14 protein-coding genes and 1 riboswitch are annotated in these 16,117 nt (G+C 70.8%); of the genes, 2 read left to right on the top strand and 12 right to left on the bottom strand.

The genetic code is table 11. The features are described 5' to 3' along the window. Positions 1 to 34 precede the first annotated feature (34 nt). On the bottom strand, positions 35 to 1,171 hold the full coding sequence (gene mnmA / locus ACFY6S_RS25480; protein ID WP_388814715.1) for a tRNA 2-thiouridine(34) synthase MnmA: 1,137 nt from the start codon (positions 1,169 to 1,171) through the stop codon (positions 35 to 37). A 60-nt stretch (positions 1,172 to 1,231) separates the two neighbouring features. On the opposite strand from mnmA, the gene ACFY6S_RS25475 reads away from it, so the two are divergent. Beyond that, positions 1,232 to 1,948: an N-acetylmuramoyl-L-alanine amidase gene (locus tag ACFY6S_RS25475; protein ID WP_388814716.1), complete on the top strand. Its 717-nt coding sequence runs from the start codon at positions 1,232 to 1,234 to the stop codon at positions 1,946 to 1,948. Positions 1,949 to 2,016: 68 nt separating this feature from the next. Here ACFY6S_RS25475 and ACFY6S_RS25470 read toward each other — a convergent pair whose 3' ends face one another. The 11 genes from ACFY6S_RS25470 to ACFY6S_RS25420 form a co-directional block, all read right to left on the bottom strand. Next, on the bottom strand, positions 2,017 to 3,180 hold the full coding sequence (locus ACFY6S_RS25470) for a cysteine desulfurase family protein (RefSeq protein WP_388814717.1): 1,164 nt from the start codon (positions 3,178 to 3,180) through the stop codon (positions 2,017 to 2,019). Positions 3,181 to 3,435: 255 nt separating this feature from the next. Then, on the bottom strand, positions 3,436 to 4,269 hold the full coding sequence (locus tag ACFY6S_RS25465; protein ID WP_388814719.1) for a thioesterase family protein: 834 nt from the start codon (positions 4,267 to 4,269) through the stop codon (positions 3,436 to 3,438). 48 nt (positions 4,270 to 4,317) lie between these two features. Beyond that, positions 4,318 to 4,989: a trimeric intracellular cation channel family protein gene (locus ACFY6S_RS25460; protein WP_388817816.1), complete on the bottom strand. Its 672-nt coding sequence runs from the start codon at positions 4,987 to 4,989 to the stop codon at positions 4,318 to 4,320. Between the two features lie 151 nt (positions 4,990 to 5,140). Continuing rightward, the gene (locus tag ACFY6S_RS25455; protein WP_388814720.1) at positions 5,141 to 6,334 is read right to left on the bottom strand and encodes an ABC transporter ATP-binding protein; all 1,194 of its coding nucleotides are present in this window, start codon (positions 6,332 to 6,334) and stop codon (positions 5,141 to 5,143) included. After that, positions 6,331 to 7,446: an ABC transporter ATP-binding protein gene (locus ACFY6S_RS25450; protein WP_388814722.1), complete on the bottom strand. Its 1,116-nt coding sequence runs from the start codon at positions 7,444 to 7,446 to the stop codon at positions 6,331 to 6,333. Before ACFY6S_RS25450 ends, ACFY6S_RS25455 begins: the two co-directional genes overlap by 4 nt. Further along, complete coding sequence (locus ACFY6S_RS25445; protein WP_388814724.1) at positions 7,443 to 8,453, bottom strand: ABC transporter permease; 1,011 nt, start codon at positions 8,451 to 8,453, stop codon at positions 7,443 to 7,445. Before ACFY6S_RS25445 ends, ACFY6S_RS25450 begins: the two co-directional genes overlap by 4 nt. Before the next feature lie 138 nt (positions 8,454 to 8,591). Next, positions 8,592 to 10,352, bottom strand: coding sequence for an ABC transporter substrate-binding protein (locus ACFY6S_RS25440; protein WP_388814726.1), 1,761 nt, complete (start codon positions 10,350 to 10,352; stop codon positions 8,592 to 8,594). A 44-nt stretch (positions 10,353 to 10,396) separates the two neighbouring features. After that, on the bottom strand, positions 10,397 to 11,395 hold the full coding sequence (locus tag ACFY6S_RS25435; protein WP_388814728.1) for an ABC transporter permease: 999 nt from the start codon (positions 11,393 to 11,395) through the stop codon (positions 10,397 to 10,399). Between the two features lie 452 nt (positions 11,396 to 11,847). Next, positions 11,848 to 12,642, bottom strand: coding sequence for an enhanced serine sensitivity protein SseB C-terminal domain-containing protein (locus tag ACFY6S_RS25430; RefSeq protein ID WP_388814730.1), 795 nt, complete (start codon positions 12,640 to 12,642; stop codon positions 11,848 to 11,850). Positions 12,643 to 12,872: 230 nt separating this feature from the next. Further along, positions 12,873 to 13,607, bottom strand: coding sequence for an enhanced serine sensitivity protein SseB (locus tag ACFY6S_RS25425; protein WP_388814732.1), 735 nt, complete (start codon positions 13,605 to 13,607; stop codon positions 12,873 to 12,875). A gap of 37 nt (positions 13,608 to 13,644) precedes the next feature. Next, the gene (locus ACFY6S_RS25420; RefSeq protein ID WP_388814733.1) at positions 13,645 to 14,352 is read right to left on the bottom strand and encodes an AAA family ATPase; all 708 of its coding nucleotides are present in this window, start codon (positions 14,350 to 14,352) and stop codon (positions 13,645 to 13,647) included. 201 nt (positions 14,353 to 14,553) lie between these two features. Continuing rightward, positions 14,554 to 14,651: riboswitch (glycine riboswitch) on the top strand. 155 nt (positions 14,652 to 14,806) lie between these two features. On the opposite strand from ACFY6S_RS25420, the gene gcvT reads away from it, so the two are divergent. Further along, on the top strand, positions 14,807 to 15,964 hold the full coding sequence (gcvT, locus tag ACFY6S_RS25415) for a glycine cleavage system aminomethyltransferase GcvT (protein ID WP_388814735.1): 1,158 nt from the start codon (positions 14,807 to 14,809) through the stop codon (positions 15,962 to 15,964). Positions 15,965 to 16,117: the final 153 nt, after the last annotated feature.

The following is a 16,117-nucleotide window of genomic DNA, read 5'->3' as shown; positions in this document are numbered from 1 at the left end:
CCGGTACCCGGCGGTCGCGAGGCCGCTCCCGCGTTCAGCCCGCCGCCAGCGCCCCCGTCCGCCGCTGGGTCGTCGCGATCGTCGCCGAGCCGACCACGCGCGTGCCGTCGTACAGGACGATCGCCTGGCCGGGGGCGACGCCGCGGACCGGCGTGTCGAAGCGGACGTGGAGGGTGCCGTCGGTGAGTTCGGCCGTGACCGGGGTCTCGTCGCCGTGGGCGCGCAGCTGGGCGGTGTAGTCGCCGGGGCCGGCCGGGGCGGTGCCGCACCAGCGGGGCTTGAGGGCGGTCAGGGCGGTGACGTCGAGGGCGGCGGCGGGGCCGACGGTGACCGTGTTGTCGACGGGCGAGATGTCCAGCACGTAGCGCGGCTTGCCGTCGGCGGCCGGGTGGCCGATGCGCAGGCCCTTGCGCTGGCCGATGGTGAAGCCGAAGGCGCCGTCGTGGCTGCCGACCTTCGTACCGGACTCGTCGACGATGTCGCCCTCGGCTCGGCCGAGACGGTCGGCCAGGAAGCCCTGGGTGTCCCCGTCCGCGATGAAGCAGATGTCGTGGCTGTCGGGCTTCTTCGCCACGGCCAGGCCCCGGCGCTCGGCCTCGGCGCGGATCTCGCCCTTGGTGGTCAGGGTGTCGCCCAGCGGGAACATGGCGTGCGCGAGCTGGCGCTCGTCCAGCACCCCGAGGACATAGGACTGGTCCTTGGCCATGTCGCTCGCCCGGTGCAGCTCGCGGCTGCCGTCGGGGGCGGTGACGACCGTGGCGTAATGGCCCGTGCACACGGCGTCGAAGCCGAGGGCGAGCGCCTTGTCGAGCAGCGCGGCGAACTTGATCTTCTCGTTGCAGCGCAGACACGGGTTGGGCGTGCGGCCGGCCTCGTACTCCGCGACGAAGTCCTCGACCACGTCCTCGCGGAAGCGTTCGGCGAGATCCCACACGTAGAACGGGATGCCGATGACATCGGCGGCGCGGCGCGCGTCGCGGGAGTCCTCGATGGTGCAGCAGCCGCGTGCGCCGGTGCGGAAGGACTGCGGATTCGCGGAGAGCGCCAGATGCACTCCGGTGACGTCGTGGCCCGCCTCGGCCGCGCGGGCGGCGGCTACGGCGGAGTCGACGCCGCCGGACATGGCGGCGAGTACGCGGAGCGGGCGGGTGCGCTGGGAATTCTGAGTCATAGCCCAACCAGAGTACGGCCCGGGGGAACCACAATCGCGCGAGAATGCGTTGACGAGCATATGGGCGAGAAATCACGGGGTACGGGAAGTCGCGGCACGCACAAGCGCGGGGCCGCCGACGGACCGAAGGCGACCCGCAGGGCGGTGCTGATCGGCGGCGCCGCCGCGGTGCTCGGCGGCGGTGTGCTGGCGCGCGACGAGCTGTCGTGGGCCTGGCGGAAGCTGTCCGTGGGGCACAAGCCGCGCAAGGAGGGCGAGCTGGACTACGCCTCCGCCGAGTGGGTGGCCGCCTCGTCGACGAACTGGCGGATGGCCGACCGCCCCGACGACTACCGCATCGACCGCGTCGTGATCCATGTCGTCCAGGGCAGCTACGCGGTGGCCCTCCAGGTCTTCAGGGACCCCGCTCACGGCGCCGCCGCCCACTACGTGGTGGGCAAGGACGGTCAGGTGGCCCAGATGATCCGCGAGCTGGATGTGGCCTACCACGCGGGAAACCGCAGCTACAACGAGCGGTCCATAGGGATCGAGCACGAGGGGTTCGTGGAGGCGGCGGACTCCTTCGGCGACACGATGTACCGCTCGTCCGCGCGGCTCACCGCCGACATATGCCACCGGTACGACATACCGGTGGACCGCGAGCACATCGTCGGGCATGTCGAGGTCCCGGGAGCGGATCACACGGACCCGGGGAAGGGCTGGAACTGGGACCGGTACATGAGGTTCGTACGGGAGGAGTACGCCCGGCGGAAGACCACGACCGCCCCGGCGGAGTGACCGCGGCCGCCCCGCCGGCTCGGGGCCTGGCCGGCGGTTCAGGCCCGGCCGTCGGCTCACGCCGCCCGTCAGCTCAGGCCCGCGCTCCTGGCCCGGTCCACCACCGGTCCGATCGCCTTCGCGACCGCTTCGACGTCCGCCGGAGTGGAGGTGTGGCCGAGGGAGAAGCGCAGGGTGCCCCGGGCGAGGTCGGGGTCGCTGCCGGTGGCCAGCAGGACATGGCTGGGCTGCGCCACCCCCGCCGTGCACGCCGAGCCGGTCGAGCACTCGATGCCCTGGGCGTCGAGCAGCAGGAGCAGGGAGTCGCCCTCGCAGCCGGGGAAGCTGAAGTGCGCGTTGGCGGGCAGCCGGTGGTCCGGGTCGCCGCCGAGCACCGCGTCGGGCACCGCGTCCCGTACGGCCGCCACCAGCCGGTCCCGCAGCGCGCCGACCTCCCGCGCGAACTCCTCGCGCCGCTCCGCGGCGAGCCGTGCCGCGACGGCGAAGGCCGCGACAGCGGGCACGTCGAGGGTGCCCGAGCGCACATGGCGCTCCTGACCGCCGCCGTGCAGGACGGGTACGGGGGTGTGCTCGCGGCCGAGCAGCAACGCGCCGATGCCGTAGGGGCCGCCGATCTTGTGGCCGCTGACGGTCATCGCGGCAAGGTCCGATCCACCGAAGTCCAGCTCCGTCTGGCCGAACGCCTGAACCGCGTCGGAGTGCAGCGGAACGTCGAACTCCGCAGCCACCTCGGCGAGTTCACGGATCGGCAGGATGGTGCCGATCTCGTTGTTGGCCCACATGACGGTGGCGAGGGCGACATCGCCGGGATTCCGCTCGACGGCCTCCCGCAGCGCCCCGGGCGCCACCCTGCCGTACCGGTCGACCGGCAGGTATTCGACGGTCGCCCCCTCGTGCTCGGCGAGCCAGTCCACGGCGTCGAGGACGGCGTGGTGCTCCAGGGGGCTGGCCAGCACCCGGGTTCTGGCCGGGTCGGCGGCGCGGCGGGCCCAGTACAGGCCCTTCACGGCGAGGTTGTCCGCCTCCGTGCCGCCCGAGGTGAAGACCACCTCGCTGGGCCGCGCGCCGAGGGCCTCGGCGAGCGTCTCACGGGCCTCCTCGACGGTACGGCGGGCCCGGCGCCCGGCGGCGTGGAGCGAGGAGGCGTTGCCGGTGAGGCGGAGCTGGGCGGTCATCGCCTCGATCGCCTCCGGCAGCATCGGAGTGGTCGCGGCGTGGTCGAGATAAGCCATGGTGCGCACGATTCTACGAGCGCGGACGAGCGCGCTCGCAGCAGCCCCGCGGCCGACCCCGCTCCGGCCCCCGGCGGGCCGGAGGGGCGCGGCGCGGCGGAGGCCGACGCTCCGGTTGAATCACCGCGGCCCCGCAGCCCCGCAGCCCGGTGCCTCGGCCGCCCCACCGCCGGCCCGCCGGGCCCGCAGCCCGATGCCTCGGCCGCCCCGCCGCCGGCCTCGTCCGCCGCCCGCCGGCCCGCCGGGGGCCGGCGCTCAGCCGCGCGGAACGCGCGCCAGTTGACGGGACTGGGCGACCAGGCGGTCCGCGCTGTCCCAGACCTCCGCGTCCTCCTCCAGGAAGCCGCCCGCCAGATTGCGGGTGGTGATCGCGATCCGGAGCGGTCCCGGCGCCGGGCGGCAGCGGACGTGCACGGTCAGCTCGACCGTCGGGGTCCACCCCTTGAGCCCGAGGTCGAAGGCGGTCGGCGGCAGCGCGTCCACCGCGAGCAGCAGCGAGAGCGGATCGGGGTCGCGCCCGTCGGCGAAGTCGAACCAGGCGCGCATGTCGCCCTGCCCGGAGGGCGCGCCGAGCGCCCAGCCGACGGTGGCGGGGTCCAGCCGCAGGTCGAGCCGTCCGAGGATCGAGAAATCACCGGGCGGCACCGGGCCGCCGGTCGCGCTCGGGCAGCTCTCGCGGGGCGGGATGGCGGGCGGCTTGGCCGCGGTGCGGGTGTCGTCGGGGAGCGCGTCGAGGTCTCCGTACGAGGCGAGGACCCGGATGCGCTCCACCTCGGTGCCGTCCTCCGCCCGCTGGAAGAGGGACGCCTGCCCGGTGGAGAGCGTGCGGCCGGACCGTACGGTCTCGGTGCGCACCACGGCCGGGCCCGGCTTCGACGGGGTCAGGTAGTGCGCGGAGACGGCGATCGGGTCGGCGTGCGCCAGCGCGTCGCCGAGGGCGCGGCCCACGACCGCCAGCAGACAGCCGCCGTTGACGGCCCCCATGACGGTCCAGTCCGGGGAGAGGTCGGTGTCGTAGACGCCCGGTTCACGCGGGACGACGGCGGTGCCGCGGTCGAACTCACTGTCTCCGATGGATACCTGTGCCATACGGCGCAACGCTACAACACGTCTTTACTAAGCGGTAGCTTAAGTTTTTCACGCGGCGGTCCCCTCCTCCTCGGCCGTGGCGGAGCGCCTGTTCCAGGCCCGCGGCGCCCGCCAGTGGAACCGCATCGCGAGCAGCCGCAGTACGAACGCGGTGAGTACGGCGAAGGCGCTGGTCAGCGCGTTCAGCGCCTCGAAGCGGATGCAGAGCGCCACCATCGAGGCGCCGACGATGGCCGGTACGGCGTACAGGTCGCGGTCCCAGCGCAGCAGCGAGGGCACCTCGTTGGCGAGCACGTCCCGCAGCACCCCGCCGCCGACCGCCGTGGCCAGACCGAGCACGGCGGAGGAGGTGAGGCCGAGACCGTAGGCGTACGCCTTGGTGGTGCCCGCGACACAGAAGAGGCCGAGTCCGGCGGCGTCGAAGACGTTGACCGCGCCCTGGATGCGTTCGACGTGCGGATGCAGGAAGAAGACCAGCGTGGTGGCGACCAGCGGCATGGAGAAGTAGCCGAGGTCGGTGAAGGCGGCGGGCGGCACCGCGCCGATGATCAGATCACGCAGCAGCCCTCCGCCCAGCGCGGTGATCTCGGCCAGCACGGCCATGCCGAAGACGTCGAAGTTCTTGCGTACGGCGAGCAGCGCGCCCGAGATCGCGAAGACGAAGATGCCGACGAGATCGAGCGCGTGCTGGACGGAGGGGGTGAACAGGTCCTGGAGCACCCGGACATTGTGCCGGGGCCGACGGGACACCGTGGAACGGCACCAGGGACGCACGAGCACCGCCGTACCGGCCGATGTCATGCGTCCCTGGTCCCGCGACCGCGTACCCGCGGCAGGGCGGTCCGGGCCCGGAGCGCCCTGCCCGGAGCGGCTACTGCCCCTTGCCCGGCGCCTCTGCTTCCGGAGCACCGGCTCCCTCGGCGTCCGGAGCACCGGCGGCCGGCTTCCCGGCACCGGCACCCGGCTCGGCCAGCTCCACCGTCTCGCGCGTCGCCACCGAGACCGTGTCCTGCGGACGCTGGTCCGGCGCGTTCTCCGGGTGGTGGCAGGCCGCCTGGTGACCGGGCGCGAGCTGGATCAGCGGCGGGTCGGTCGTCTTGCAGATCTCCGTCGCCTTCCAGCACCGGGTGTGGAACCGGCAGCCGCTCGGCGGCGAGATCGGCGACGGCACATCGCCCTTGAGCAGGATCCGGTCGCTCTTGCCACCGCGCCTGCTCGGGTCGGGCACCGGCACCGCCGACAGCAGCGCCTTCGTGTACGGGTGCTTCGGCGACTCGTACAGCGACTTCCGGTCGGCCAGCTCGACGATCTTGCCGAGGTACATCACCGCGATCCGGTCCGAGACATGGCGGATGACCGACAGGTCGTGCGCGATGATCACGTACGTCAGGCCGAGTTCCTTCTGGAGGTCGTCCAGCAGGTTCACCACCTGCGCCTGGATCGACACGTCCAGCGCCGAGACGGGCTCGTCCGCGACGACCAGCTTCGGGTTGAGCGCCAGCGCCCGCGCGATGCCGATGCGCTGGCGCTGACCGCCGGAGAACTCGTGCGGATAGCGGTTGTAGTGCTCGGGGCTGAGGCCCACCAGCTCCAGCAGCCGCTGCACCTCCTTCTTCACCCCGCCCTCGGGCTCGACGCCCTGGAGCTTGAAGGGGGTGGAGACGATCCCGCCGATGGTGTGGCGCGGGTTCAGCGACCCGTACGGGTCCTGGAAGATCATCTGGATGTCGCGGCGCAGGGGACGCAGCGCCCCGGCGGACATGTGGGTGATGTCCTTGCCCTCGAACTCGACCTTGCCGCCGGTCGGTTCGAGCAGCCGGGTGATCAGCCGCCCCATGGTCGACTTGCCGCAGCCCGACTCGCCGACGACGCCGAGGGTCTCCCCCGGGAGCACGTCGAAGGACAGCCCGTCGACGGCCTGGACGGCGCCGACCTTGCGTTTCAGGATGCCTTTGGTGATCGGGAAGTGCTTCACCAGGCCGTTGACCTTGAGGATCGGCTCGGGCCCGTCCGATGCGCCGCCCGTCGCGACCTGCTCCGGAATCTTCTTCGTCAGCTCAGTCACAGCTTCGGCGCAATCTCTTCGGTCCAGATCTGTTCCCGCTCCGCCTTCGACATGTGGCAGGCGGAGAAGTGCCCGTCGGTGATCTCCCGCAGATTGGGACGCTCGGTACGGGTGAGGTTGTCCTTGGGCACGTCGGCGTACGGGCAGCGCGGGTGGAAGGCGCAGCCGGACGGGACGTTGATCAGACTGGGCGGGGTCCCCTTGACCGGCACGAGCCGCTCGGTCTGCTCGCGGTCGATACGGGGCATCGAGCCCAGCAGCCCCCAGGTGTAGGGGTGCTGGGGCTGATAGAAGACCTTCTCCGACGAGCCGCGCTCGATGCAGCGTCCGGCGTACATCACGAGCAGGTCGTCCGCGATCTCGGCGACGACGCCGAGGTCGTGGGTGATGATGACGACCGCCGAGTGGAACTCCTTCTGGAGGTCCCGGATGAGGTCGAGGATCTGCGCCTGGACGGTCACGTCCAGCGCGGTCGTCGGCTCGTCGGCGATCAGCAGCTCGGGGTTGTTCACCAGCGACATCGCGATCATCGCGCGCTGGCGCATACCGCCGGAGAACTGGTGCGGGTAGTCGTTGTAGCGGCGGGCCGGCTCGGGGATGCCGACCCGGTCGAGCATGTCGACGGCCCGCTTCTTGGCGGTCTTCTTGTCGACCTTGTTGTGGACGCGGTACGCCTCCACGATCTGCGCGCCGACGCTGTAGTACGGGTGCAGCGCGGACAGCGGGTCCTGGAAGATCATCGACATCTTGTGGCCGCGCAGCTCGCGCACCCGCTCGGGACCCGCGCCGATCAGCTCCTCGCCGTCCAGCCAGATCTCGCCGGAGATGCGGGCGCGCTCGGAGTTGTGCAGCCCCATGATGCCCAGGGACGTCACGGACTTCCCGGAGCCGGACTCGCCGACGATACCGAGGGTCTTGCCGGCCTGGAGGTCGAAACTGACGCCGTCGACGGACTTCACCAGGCCGTCGTCGGTGTCGAAGTGGATCCGCAGGTCCCGTACGGAGAGGAACGTGCCGTCCGCGCCCCGCGGGGCGGCGGCCGGAGCGCTCGCGGCCGGGCCCGTACCCGCGTCGTCCCCGTTCGCGTGCTTCGTCTTGCTCACGTCGCTCATGAGAGCCTCACCCGGGGGTCGATCGCGGCGTACACGAGGTCCACCAGCAGATTGCAGACAACGATGAAGAAGGCGGCGACCAGGGTCACGCCCATCACGATGGGCAGGTCGCTGCGTGTCACACCCTGGATGGCGTACGCGCCCATGCCCTGGAAGGAGAAGACGCGCTCGGTGATGACCGCGCCTCCCAGGAGCAGCGCGAAGTCCATGCCGAAGATGGTGACGAGCGGGGTCAGCGCGGCGCGCAGGCCGTGCTTGACGACCACCTGGCGCTCCTTGAGGCCCTTGGCCCGCGCGGTTCTGATGTAGTCCTCGCCCATGGTCTCCAGCATTCCGGCGCGGGTGAGCCGCGCGTAGAGGGCGGAGTACAGGAAGGCGAGGGTGCACCAGGGGAGGATGAGGTTCCACGCCCATTCGCCGGGGTTCTCGGTGAAGGGCACGAACTCCAGGTTCTCCCAGATCGTCCAGTGGAAGCTGAACAGGGCGAGGGAGACCAGACCGGTGAAGAACATCGGCAGCGAGACGCCGGCCAGGGCGATGCCCATGGTCAGCCGGTCGAAGATCGAGCCCCGCTTGAGCGCGGAGAGGACACCGATGGCGACACCGGAGACGACCCAGATGACCGCCGCGCCGATGGCCAGCGAGAAGGTGACCGGGATGCGCTGGACGATCTCGGGCCAGACCTCGACGTGGGTCTTGAAGGAGTAGCCGAAGCACGGTGCGTTGCACACCGAGGGGTTGGGGCCGAGGTTGTACTCGGCGCCGACCACGATGGCCTTGATGAAGTGCCAGTACTGGAGGTAGAGCGGATCGTCCAGCCCCAGGTTCGCCTTGATGGCGGCGATGGCGCCGGGGTCGGCTCCCTTACCGACGTACTGGGCGGCCAGTGAGTCGGTCGTCTGGCCGCCCAGGCGGGGCACCAGGAAGAAGATCGCGAACGTGACTGCGCTGACCACCAGCAGCAGCAACACCGCGGCGAATACGCGTCGGATGATGTACGCAGCCACAGCCGTGCGGTACCGGGTCGTACGAGCGGGGTGCGCCCGTACGACCCGGCACCTTCACCTGCCTTTCGGGGGGTGCTGTTTGATGTAACAGGTGTTACTGAGTGTGTTACCGAGTGTGCTGTTCGGTGTCGTCCGGACTTACTTGTCCGAGCTCATCAGCACGTAGTCGTACATACCGAGGTACGACTCGGCGACGGTGACGTTGGTCGCCGACTCCGGGCGGTAGAGCAGGTTCTTCTTGTAGAACAGCGGCACCGCGGACGCGTTCTCCATGACCAGCTTGTCGACCTCGGCCCACTTCTCACCGCGGGCGACGGTGTCGAGGGTGCCGATGCCGTCGGTCAGCGCCTTGTTGATCTTCGGGTCGTTCAGCTCCATCAGGTTCGTGCCACCGGACGGCTTGATGGCCGAGCCGTTCACGATCGAGTCGAGGAAGCCGTACCCGGTGGGCCAGTCGGCACCCCAGGCCATCATCATCAGACCGGCGTTGTTGTCGTGGACCCACTTGGGCGAGCCCGCGAAGTCGGTGAAGTACTTGTCCGCCGGGAACTGCTTGATGTCGGCGGTGATGCCGATCGCCTTCAGGCTCTGCTGGATCTGCGTGGCGGCCTGGACCTCGTCGGGACGGTCGGAACGCGCCGTCAGCGAGGTCTTGAAGCCCTTCGGCTTACCGCACTTGGCGAGCGCTTCCTTGGCCTTGTCCGCGTCGCCCTTGCTGCCGGCGGACGGGTACAGGTCGAACTTCTTGTACCCGGCGACCGACGGCGGGATCATCGTGGAGGCGGGCTCGCCCTTGACCGAGCCGCCGACCGCGTCGACCACACCGGCCTTGTTCACGGCGTACTGCACGGCCTTGCGGCAGTCGATGTTGTCGAACGGCTTCACGTTGACGTTCATCGCCAGGTACTGGAGCGCGCCCGCGTAGGGGTTGTCCGTCCGGGCCTTCTCGGCCGGCTTGACGAGCACCTTCGGCTGCGTCTTGGACTGGAGCCCGGTGCCGGCGATGTCCGCGGTGATCGTGTCGCTGAGCAGGTGCTCGTCGACCGTCGAGGCGTTGACGTTGAACTTCAGCTCGATCTTGTCGGGCAGCGCCTTGCGGACCGGGTCGGTCGCCTGGTCCCACTCGGGGTTGCGGGAGAAGGTCGCGCCGCGGCTCTCGCTGTACGAGTCGAACTTGTACGGGCCCGAGGACACGATGTTCTGGACGTACTCGGCGCCCTTGTCGGCCTTCTGCGGGACCGGGGCCGTCTGCGAGAACGCGGCCAGGTAGTCCATGTCGGCGAACGGCTTGTTCAGCTTGAAGGTGATCGTGTACTTGTCCGGGGTCTCGATGGACTTGAGGCCGCCCTTGGACTTGTCCTTGTACGGACCCTTGTACTTCTCACCACCCTCCAGGTACGACTTGAAGTACGTCGGGCCGTTGGATATGGCCTCGGGCGCGAAGTTGGAGCGCTCGATCGCGTACTTGACGTCCGCCGAGGTGATCTCGGTGCCGTCCTGGAACTTGACGCCCTTGCGGAGCGTGTACGTCCAGGTCTTGGCGTCGGCGCTGCCCTTGCCCAGCGAGGTCGCCAGGTCGGGGACGACCGTGAGGCCCTCCTTGCCGGCGGCGGGCTTGAACGTCACCAGGGAACGGGCGTACAGGCGGGAGAAGTTCTGCACCCAGCCGTAGTACGTGTTGCCCGGGTCCAGGGAGTCCGGGCCACTGGAGTGCTCGTAGGTGACCGTCCCCCCCTTCTTGGTGCTGGCGTTGACGATGCCGCTCAGCCCGGCATCGGCCTTCGCGCTGCCGCCCCCCTTGCCGCCGCTGTCCTTGCTGTCACTGCTGCCACAAGCGGTCGCACCCAGCGCCACCGCCAGCGTGACCGCGATGGCCGATGCTGTCTTTCTGCTGTTCATCCTGAGGAAAGCCCCCTCGATTGACCGGTGCGGCAGGGCCGCGATTACTTGCCACGGGGGTCGAGTGCGTCGCGCAGCCCGTCCCCCAGCAGATTGAAGGCCAGCACGGTGATGAAGATCGCCATGCCAGGAATGATCATGTACATCGGGTCGACCTGGTAGAGATCGACCGCGGTGGACAGCATGCCGCCCCACGAGGACTGCGGCGGGGCGATACCGACGCCCAGGAAGCTCAGGGACGCCTCGAAGAGGATGTTGGTGGGGATCAGCAGCGTCGCGTAGACGAGGATCGGCGCGATCAGGTTGGGCAGCAGCTCCCGGAAGAGGATGAACGGGCCGCGGGCGCCGAGCGACCGGGCCGCCTCGACGAACTCCCGTTCACGCAGGCTCATGGTCTGCGCGCGCACGATCCGGCCGATGTAGGGCCAGCTGAAGAAGCCGATCACGAAGATCAGTACCGCGATGCGCAGCGAGAGCCCTTCGAGCCCGAAGACACTGCCCTGGAGCGACGCGGAGATGGAGATCGCGAAGAGGAGCAGCGGGAAGGCGAGGAAGGTGTCCATCATGCGGCTGATCGCGGCGTCGACCCAGCCGCCGTAGAACCCGGCCACCACGCCCATCACGACGCCGATGACGACGGAGAGCATCGTGGAACCGGCCGCGACGACCAGCGAGACCCACGAGCCCTCGATGATGCGGGCCAGGATGTCGCGGCCGGTCTGCGGCTCGACACCCAGCGGGTGGTCCCAACTCATCCCGCCGAAGCTGCCCTTGGGGGCCAGCAGGGTGGGGTCCACCAGGTCCTGGTTGAAGGCGTTGGGGTCCAGCCCGAAGATCGACTGGAGCGGCTTGGACAGTACGGCGACAAGGACCAGGAGGATCACGACGATCGCGCCGGCCACGGCGACTTTGTCCCGTTTGAAACGCGTCCACGCGATCCGGCCGAGCGAGCGACCCTCGATCTGCTTGCCCCCGGCGCCCTCCAGGACCGCTTCCGGCGGAGACTGCGCCGCCGACCCGGTGGTCTCGATAGGTGCCGTCATTGCGCTGGAGACCCCTCTCGGCCGACGGTGGCCGGCCCATGACCGCCGCTGTAGCGGCTCGTTCACATCAGATTTCGCACAGTGGTCCCCCTGGATCCGGGGGACTGCTTCTTGGAGCGCATCGCACACTAGTACGTGCGGAGACCACTTGCTGCACGGAGTCTTCAGCTACGAAGCGATCACCCGCCAGCCCTCACGGTGAATGGTTGCCCAAACGTGATGCGAAAAGAGGATTACCGTTATCCGGACACGATTTTCGGGTCAACGGACGATGTGGGTCACTAATCCACCAGATCGGGCATGCCGCCCAACTACCCACATGAATGATGGAATTAACCCATCCGATCCTCCGGAATGTCCGCCCCCGGAGGAGCGGACGCGGGCGGGAGCGCAGGTCCGGACCTTGTTCCCGGCCCCGCCACCGCGCCCCGTACGCCCGGCGCGCGCGCCGCTCAGTAACCAACGGGTCCGGGCGGCGGGTACCCGTATCCGGGCGCGCGGTCCCCGCCCGCGGGCGCCGCGTGCGCCTCCCGGTCGTAAAACGGACGGGAGTTGGAGCGCAGCCACATTGTTACCGGGTCGTATTCGTCGGACATCGCGACGGTGGAGACCGGCAGCCCGTCCGGTACGGCGGCGATCGACTGACGCATCATCGCGTGCACGGAGTCGACGGAGGCGGGGCTCGTGTCGTACAGATCGAGACCGATGGCGAGGTACGGCACCCCGAGCGCGGGCTGCACCCAGGTACGGCGCAGCGAGCGGACGGCGGGCGTGCGGTGCGCGTTCTGCGTGAGCAGGGCGTAGAACTGCGGGAGCGGTACGGCGGGTTCGGACAGCCGCAGCGGTCCCGCGGGCATCCGGTCCAGGCCGGTGGCGATACGGCGCAGATCGAGCCAGGGGACGCCGACACCGCCGCCGGGGGCGTGCGGATTGAGCCAGATTCCCCAGCGGTCCGGGTAGAGGGCGCGGGCGATGTCGCGGCCGGTGACCACCTCGTGGGCGCGGGTCCAGCCGCTGACGGCGAGTTCCTGGGCTGAGGTGACGCAGGGGGCGTAGCCCACTCCGTCGACCTCCATGTTTCCGTACTGGGCGTCGGGCGAGCCGGCCCCGCCGTGCCAGAGCAGCATCCAGACGCTGTCCTCGTCGAGGGCCCGGAGCAGCGCCTCGTACGCGTCGTACCGTCCGGGCGCCACCTGACGCAGCATGTGCTCGACCTGCCCGGCCGCCGCGGTGCCTGACGCGCTCACTGTGGGTTCCGCCCCTCGTCGATCCACCATTCGCCCAGCTCCCCCGGGCACCATCCGGGCTCACGGTGCGGCGGCCCGGCCGGAAACAGCTTAGGCGGTGTCGTGGACATCCCGGCTGGCCGACGGCCGCGCCCCGCCCGGCAGTCGGGACGCGGGGCCCGGCGCCGTCCGGCCGGGCTCGGGGGGCCTGCGCCGCTTCCCCGCACCCGGCCGGATGCGGGCGAACGTCCCTAGCCGCGCTGGTAGAAGGGCCGCACCTTGGCCAACAGCCAGTCGGCGACCGGGTCCTGGGCCAGGTCCAGCAGCAGCAGGTTGACCGGCCAGCCGACCTCCACCCGGCCCAGGGCCCGGCCCAGCGCGTCCATCGGGGCGTTGCGTTCGGCGGCCTCCCAGGACGAGAGCTGGACGCCTATGAAAAGCACCGGGGGCTCGCCCTCGACGCTGGCGAGCGCGCGACGCGCGGACAGGACGACGCCGACGGCCTCGAACTCGGCCGCCGCGGCGGCGAGGAAGTCCACCGGGTCCTCCTGCCAGTCCGGCTCGAAGAGCCGGGCCCTGCCCCCGCTGGCCGGGCCGTCGAGCGGGGTACAGCCCGCCCGGCACAGCTCGGCGACGGCGGGCGGCGGCAGCGGCATGCCGACCAGCCCTCCCGGGTTGACCACGACGCCGAGCTGCGGCGGCAGGCCCCTGGCGAAGTCGCGGGCGGGCGCGACGGTGAAGGCCATGTGGGTGCCGACGCAGGTGCGGAACTGTTCCGCCGAGCTGAACACCGGGACGTAGGCACCGCCCTCGATGTCCATCGTGGGCAGATCGAGCGAGGCGCTGTCGGTGCCACCGCCGTTGGGCAGCGGCACCCAGACCTCGCTGCGTCCGAGTACCTCGATCAGCCGTGCTCCCGCGCCCTCGACACCGAGCGAGGCGGCGAGCACCTCTTCCAGCTCATTGCCCGGCCATGCTGTGTCCACTGTCCTCATTCCTCCGCCTCGACCCTGCGGCAGCACCTTACGGCGTACCGGCCGCGTGGGTCCCGGCCGCGGCGGTCCGGAACACGATGCGCTCCAGCGCCCCGGCCGCCTCCCGGTCCAGGAGCACGGCGGAGGCGCACCCCGCCGGGAGCAGCCCGCTCTCGGCGCGGGCGAGCAGCCGGCCCACCGCGCGGCGGTGCCGGGCGAAGGCGTACCGGGAGACTCCGCGCCCCCGCTCGCGCTGTCCGGCGCGGGCGATCTCGGGCTCGACGTCCAGCAGCAGGAGGTGGAGCAGCCGGCCACGCCGGCCGCTCTCGCGGGCCAGCCAGCTCCGGACCCAGCTCTGCGTGCCGCAGTCGTGGACGACGGCGCCGGAGCCGGAGCGCAGCGCGCGCCACAGGCCCGCGTAGTGGGCGAGGCGTACGAGCGGACGGTAGAGGGGGTACGGCAGGGCGGGCGGCAGCAGTCGCGCCCAGCGGTCCCTGGCGTCCTGGGAGTCGATTCCCCCGCCCGGCACCGTCCGCCGGATGAGGGTGGACTTGCCGCTGCCGGGCAGCCCGGAGACGACCACCACGTCCCCGGTGGCGAAGACCAGGGTGTGCGGCGCCCCGCCGGGCCGGCCGCGTAAGTCCCGTACACCCGGTCCCGTATCCGTGATGGTGTCCCCGGCGGGTGCTCCCGGCTGGGCGGGTACGCGCGCCGTCGCCCCGGCCGCCGGATACGTTCCGGACCCCTGCGACATCATTCGCGTCCCCCTGTCAGTCCGCTGCCGGTCCGCCGTCCGCGGGGACCGGTCCTCGCCGCTGTGCACGACCCTTGCCCACGAAGTGTAAAGAAATGGCAATGTCGCACAAGCTTCTCACCCGGCCGGGCGAGATCGGGGCCTGCGGCCCCGATCCGCGCCGACGCGTGCGATGATGTGCCCGCCAACTGCATACTGGCCGTTTGAATCCGCGCGGGAGAGTCCCGGTCACCGTGTGCGCCGGGCGCCGAAGGAGCAAGTTCCTCCCTTGAATCTCTCAGGCCCCGTACCGCGTGGATGAGGCAGATCTGAAAAGCGGGCCGCGGTGACAGCGGCTCCACCCAAGGTGCAAGTCACGACCCGCGTGCGTGTGTACGTGTGGCCGTGGTGAACCTCTCAGGTTCCGATGACAGATGGGGAGGACCGTCCTCGCCGTCATGCCCTGGGAGCCACACCGATGAGCCATGTCCCCCCGAGCAGCACCCCCGCCGCGTCCGCCGGCCCCCGTACGACCGCCCTCGACTCCGTGCACCGCGCGCTGGGCGCGACGATGACCGACTTCGCGGGCTGGGACATGCCGCTGCGGTACGGCAGCGAGCGGGACGAACACCTCGCCGTACGGACCCGCGCCGGCCTCTTCGACCTCTCCCACATGGGTGAGATCACCGTGTCGGGCCCGGCGGCGGGAGCACTTCTGGACTACGCGCTGGTCGGCGATATCGGTGCGCTCGCCGTGGGCCGGGCCCGCTACACCATGATCTGCCAGGAGGACGGCGGCATCCTGGACGACCTGATCGTCTACCGCCTCCAGGACGACGAGTACATGGTCGTCGCCAACGCCTCCAACGCCCGCGTGGTGCTGGATGCCCTGAACGCGCGCTCCGAGGGGTTCGACGCCGATGTGCGCGACGACCGTGACGCGTACGCGCTGCTGGCCGTCCAGGGTCCCGAGGCCGCCGGCATCCTGAAGTCCGTGACGGACGCCGATCTGGACGGGCTCAAGTACTACGCGGGGCTGCCCGGCACGGTCGCCGGGGTCCCCGCGCTGATCGCCCGCACCGGCTACACGGGCGAGGACGGCTTCGAGCTGTTCGTCGAGCCCCGGTACGCCGAGCGGCTCTGGCAGGCGCTGACCGAGGCGGGCCGGGGCGTCGGCCTGGTGCCGTGCGGGCTGTCCTGCCGTGACACCCTGCGCCTTGAGGCGGGCATGCCGCTGTACGGGAACGAGCTGTCCACCGCCCTCACCCCGTTCGACGCGGGCCTCGGCCGGGTCGTGAAGTTCGAGAAGACGTCGAACGGCGGCTCCTTCGTCGGGCGCGCGGCGCTGGAGGCGGCGGCCGAGCGGGCCGCGAGCGCCCCGCCGCGCAAGCTGGTCGGCCTGATCGCCGAGGGCCGCCGGGTGCCGCGCGCCGGCTACCCGGTGGTGGCCGGCGGGGCGAAGGTGGGGGAGGTCACCTCGGGCGCCCCCTCGCCGACCCTGGGCCGGCCGATCGCGATGGCGTACGTCGACGCGGAGCACGCCGGTCCCGGCACCGAGGGCGTCGGTGTGGACATCCGGGGCTCCCACGAGCCGTACGAGGTCGTGGCGCTGCCGTTCTACAAGCGCCGGAAGTGATACGGCCGGGCCGGGCGCGTCCGTACGCCTCCGGCCCGCCACGCCCCACCGTCCCGGTCCACCTCGGGTCCGTCCCGGTCCACCTCGGTCCGTCCCGTCCGTCTCGGTCCGTAAGACGACTGTTCCGCACCACACCCCCGCGTACAGGAGAAT

Origin of the sequence: Streptomyces sp. NPDC012835 (assembly GCF_042900885.1) — a bacterium.
Taxonomy (GTDB): domain Bacteria; phylum Actinomycetota; class Actinomycetes; order Streptomycetales; family Streptomycetaceae; genus Streptomyces.
The sequence above is the reverse complement of the archived record's forward strand: the minus strand, read 5'-3'. Positions and strand labels throughout refer to the sequence as shown.